The sequence below is a fragment of the Deinococcus rhizophilus genome (genome assembly GCF_030271215.1).
GTDB lineage: Bacteria > Deinococcota > Deinococci > Deinococcales > Deinococcaceae > Deinococcus > Deinococcus rhizophilus.
The window spans coordinates 2,149-6,244 of the sequence record NZ_JASNGB010000177.1 but is presented as its reverse complement, the minus strand read 5'-3'; the positions used below and the strand labels follow the sequence as shown (position 1 = coordinate 6,244).

Sequence of the window (4,096 nt, the reverse complement as noted above, 5' to 3'; positions counted from 1 at the left end):
CCCGCCCACCGGCACCGCGCCCCCGAAGCCGTGTGGGGCAGCAAAATCCAGCGCCGGAACGGGGAGGGGCAGCGCCACCCGCCAGGGCACCGGGGGGAGGGCGGGGGCGGCGGCAGTCACATGCCCGACGCTAGCGCAAGGGGCCGGGCGGGGGAGGTGGGGCGGGTCGCAGACAGGCCGGGGCCTGCCCACCCCGCCAGGGCCTACGCTGAGGCCCATGCCCGCCTCCGCCCGCTCCGGCCTGCCCCTCGCCCTCGTCGCCGCGCTGAGTTTCGCCACGCTGGGGGTCTGGGGCAAGCTCGCGGGCGAGGTGGGGCTGGGCACCCATGAAGTGCTGGCGTGGCGCTTCGGGCTGGTGGCCGCCGTTCTGCTGCCGCTGGTGGGCCGGGGCATGACGCTGGCCCAGCGGGGGCCGCTGCTGGGCGTCGGCGTGGTGTACGTGCTGGCGACCTTCTGCTACTTCGGGGCGCTGGGGCGCATCACGGCGGGGGCGACGGGGCTGCTGCTCTACCTCGCGCCCGCCTTCGTGATCCTGTTCGGGTGGCTGGCGGGGCGGCGGCCAGATGCGGCGCGGCTGGGGGCGGTGGCTCTCGCCGGGCTGGGGCTGGGGCTGGTGGTGGGGGTGCCGGGGGCGGGCGACCGGGACGGGCTGGGGCTGGCGCTGGGGGCCGGGGCAGGAGCCATGTACGCCGCCTACCTGCTCGCCTCCGAGCGCTGGCTGCGGGGTGTTCCGCCCCTGGCCGCCACCGGGCACCTCGCGCTGGTGGGGGCGCTGGCCTTCGGCGGGCTGGCCGGGGCGCGGGGCGAACTGGGCGTACCGGGGAGTCCCGCGCAGTGGGGCGTGATCCTGGGCATCGCCGTGATTCCCACCCTGATCGCGGTGCCCGCCCTGTACGGGGCGGTCGCCCGGCTGGGCGCGGCGCGGGCCAGCCTGCTGGGGACGCTGGAGCCGCTGTTCACGGTGGGACTGGCCTTTCTGGTGCTGGGGGAACCGCTGCGGCCCGCCGTGCTGCTGGGTGGGGCGCTGATCCTGGCGGGGGCGGCGCTCGCGCAGAAGCCGGAGCGGGTGGCACCCTCCGTCCCCTCCCCCGCCCCGTCTCCCCTATCCTGACGGCTTAGACAAAGGAGGCAGGATGGGGTTACTGGGACGGGTAGGCCGGGGCCTGCTCTGGCTGATATTGGTCGTGCTGCTGCTCGTGCTGGCGGCGGTGCTGTGGCTGAAAGCGACGTCGGGGCCGCAGGTGAAAGGGCAGGTCACGCTGGAGGGCCTCTCGGGGCCGGTGACGGTCACGCGCGACGCGTGGGGGGTGCCGCACATCCGCGCCGAGGCGTCGGACGAGGACGCCATCTTCGCGCTGGGCTTCACCCACTGGCAGGACCGGGCGTGGCAGATGGACTTCCAGCGCCGGGTCACCCAGGGGCGGCTCTCGGAGGTGCTGGGCGAGGCGGCCCTCTCGCAGGACCGTTTCCTGCGGACCTGGGGCTTCTACCGCGCCGCGCAATCGGCCCTCCCCGCCCTGTCGGACCGCTCGCGGCGGATGATCCGGGCGTATGCGGCGGGCGTGAACGCGGCGATGGGGCAGGGCAAGGTGGCCCCCGAGTTCCGCATCCTGGGGTACACGCCGGAGCCCTGGACCGAGGTGGACGCCATCGCCTGGAGCAAGCTGATGGCCTACGACCTCGGCGGCAACTGGGACGAGGAGTTGCTCGCGGCGCGGGTGCAGGAAAAGCTCGGGGAGGACGGTCTGGACGACATCCGGCCCCCCTACCCCCGGGGCGCGACCACCATCCTGAGCGGGGGCGAGGTGGGCCAGGAGAACGCGGCCCCTTCCGCTGAGGCGGGCGTCACCCTGCCCGGCGCGACCCTGGCCGCCCTGCGAGCCCATCTGGAGACCGCCCGCTCGCTGGGGATGGAACGGGTGCCCGGCAAGGGGAGCAACAACTGGGTGATCTCCGGCAGCCGTACCGCGAGCGGCAAGCCCATCCTGGCCGACGACCCGCACCTCGCCCTCTCCAGCCCGATGCTGTGGTACCTCGCCGACCTGCGCGGGCCGACCCTGCGGGTGATCGGGGCCAGCATTCCGGGTCTGCCCAGCATCGTGATCGGGCGCAACGACCGCATCGCCTGGGGGGTGACGAACGTGAACCCCGACGTGCAGGACCTCTACGTGGAGCCCGAGTCGGCCCGCCTGACCGGGCGTACCGAGGTCATCCGGGTCAAGGGCGGGGAGGACGTGCGCCTCGTCGTGCGTGAGAGTGAGCACGGGCCGATCATCTCGGATGTGGGGGCAGGGGCGCTCGGGCCACGCGTGGCCCTCAAATGGACCGCCCTGCAACCCGGCGATACCACCCTGGACGCCTTCCTGGGCCTGAACTACGCGCAGAACTGGCCGGACTTCCGGGCGGCGCTGCGGCCCTACGTGGCTCCCAGCCAGAGCTTCGTGTATGCCGACGTGGACGGCAACGTGGGCTACGTGGCCCCGGGACGGGTGCCCGTGCGCCGGGGCTGGGACGGCTCCCAGCCCGTGCCCGGCGACGGCTCGCGCGAGTGGCAGGGCTTCATTCCCTACGAGGAACTGCCCGCCACCCTCAACCCGGGGGACGGCCTCGTCGTGACCGCCAACAACAAGGTGCTGCCGGGCGGGGCCGACCCCCTGGGCAACCTCCGCAACTGGGCCGAGCCCTACCGCGCCGAGCGCATCACCGCGCTGCTGACCGCCAAGCCGGAGGGCCTCACCCTGGACGACGTGAAGGCCGTGCAACTCGACACGGTGAGTCTGGTGTGGCGCGACCTGCGGCCCCTGCTGCTGGCGACCCAGCCCGACGGCGACCTCAGCCGGGCGGCGCTGGAACGGCTGCGCGGCTGGGACGGCAACCAGACCACGGACAGCGTGCCCAGCACGGTCTACGAGGCGTGGCTGGCCGAGTTGCAGGCGATGGCGGGGGACGAGCTGGGCGACGACACGCGACTGAACTCGCTGGCGGTGCGCGAGCAACTGAGGGAGGACGGCGACCTGTGCCGCTCGCGGGCCGCCCGCGTGCAGAATTGCGCCGACCTGCTGCGCGTCAGCCTGAAGCGGGCGGTGGACGGCCTCGCCGCGCGGCTGGGCGACGACCTGGGCGGCTGGACCTACGGCCGGGTCCACACGGTCGCCAGCGACCACGTGATGGGCGAGGACGCCCGCGTCGCGTGGCTGTTCAACCATTCGGCCCCCACCCCCGGCGGCACGAACACGGTGAACGTGGCCCGCCCCGACCCCGAGACCCTGCGCCAGACGCACGGCCCGAGTTACCGCCATATCGTGGACCTGGCCGACATGAACCGCAGCCTCTATATCGGCAGCCTGGGGCAGGGCGGCAATCCGCTGGGCGAGCATGTCAGCGACCAGCAGGGCAGGTGGGCCTCGGGCGAGTACCTCCCCATGAGCACCGACGAGGGGGACTGGGGCCGCACGACGACACTGACCCTCCAGCCGGGCGAGTAAGAACCGGGAATCAGGAGGGCTGGGGCTTCGGCTTCAGCCCTCCTCGCCCTGCAAGGTCAGCACCAGCCGCCGCGCTCCGCCGTCGTCGCGGTGCTCGCACAGGTAGATTCCCTGCCACGTCCCCAGCGCCAGCCGCCCCCCGCGCACGGGCAGGGTGAGGGACGGTCCCAGCAGGCTCGCCTTGATGTGGGCGGCCATGTCGTCGGGGCCTTCCAGGGTGTGCTCGAACTCCGGCCAGCCGTCGGGCACCAGGTGGTTGAAATACCGCTCGAAGTCGCGCCGCACGTCCGGCGAGGCGTTCTCGTTCAGGGCAAGGCTGGCCGAGGTGTGCTGAACGAAGACGTGCAGCAGGCCCACCCGCACCCGTGCGAGTTCGGGCAAGGCGGCGACGACCTCGCGGGTGACCAGGTGAAAGCCGCGCGGAAAGGGGCGGAGGCGCAGGTCGTGTTGGGCCCACATGCCCGCAGCGTAGCCGGTGCTCATGGCCCGGCCCTAGCCTGAGCCCCATCCCATGCGACGCCTTCTCATCCCCCTGCTGTCCACTGCCCTGATGATCGCCCCCGCCGAGGCCCAGAGCGTTCCCCGTTCCTCGCTCGCGCTGCCCATCACGG

At 73.3% G+C, this 4,096-nt stretch carries 3 protein-coding genes; 2 read left to right on the top strand and 1 reads right to left on the bottom strand.

Annotated elements, in window-relative coordinates:
- Positions 1-217: 217 nt before the first annotated feature.
- Positions 218-1,111: a DMT family transporter gene (locus QOL99_RS14195; RefSeq protein WP_285524778.1), complete on the top strand. Its 894-nt coding sequence runs from the start codon at positions 218-220 to the stop codon at positions 1,109-1,111.
- 22 nt (positions 1,112-1,133) lie between these two features.
- Positions 1,134-3,485 carry a penicillin acylase family protein gene (locus QOL99_RS14190; protein WP_285524776.1) on the top strand — a complete coding sequence of 784 codons (2,352 nt, stop codon included), beginning with the start codon at positions 1,134-1,136 and terminating at the stop codon, positions 3,483-3,485.
- Between the two features lie 33 nt (positions 3,486-3,518).
- On the opposite strand, the gene QOL99_RS14185 is transcribed toward QOL99_RS14190, so the two are convergent.
- Positions 3,519-3,944, bottom strand: a complete 426-nt coding sequence (locus QOL99_RS14185; protein WP_285524775.1) for a secondary thiamine-phosphate synthase enzyme YjbQ — start codon at positions 3,942-3,944, stop codon at positions 3,519-3,521.
- Between the last annotated feature and the right edge of the window lie 152 nt (positions 3,945-4,096).

Coding starts and splice junctions, on each gene's coding strand:
- QOL99_RS14195 (WP_285524778.1), top strand. CDS start 218: ATGCCCGCCTCCGCCCGCTCCGGCCTGCCCCTCGCCCTCGTCGCCGCG.
- QOL99_RS14185 (WP_285524775.1), bottom strand. CDS start 3,944: ATGTGGGCCCAACACGACCTGCGCCTCCGCCCCTTTCCGCGCGGCTTT.
- QOL99_RS14190 (WP_285524776.1), top strand. CDS start 1,134: ATGGGGTTACTGGGACGGGTAGGCCGGGGCCTGCTCTGGCTGATATTG.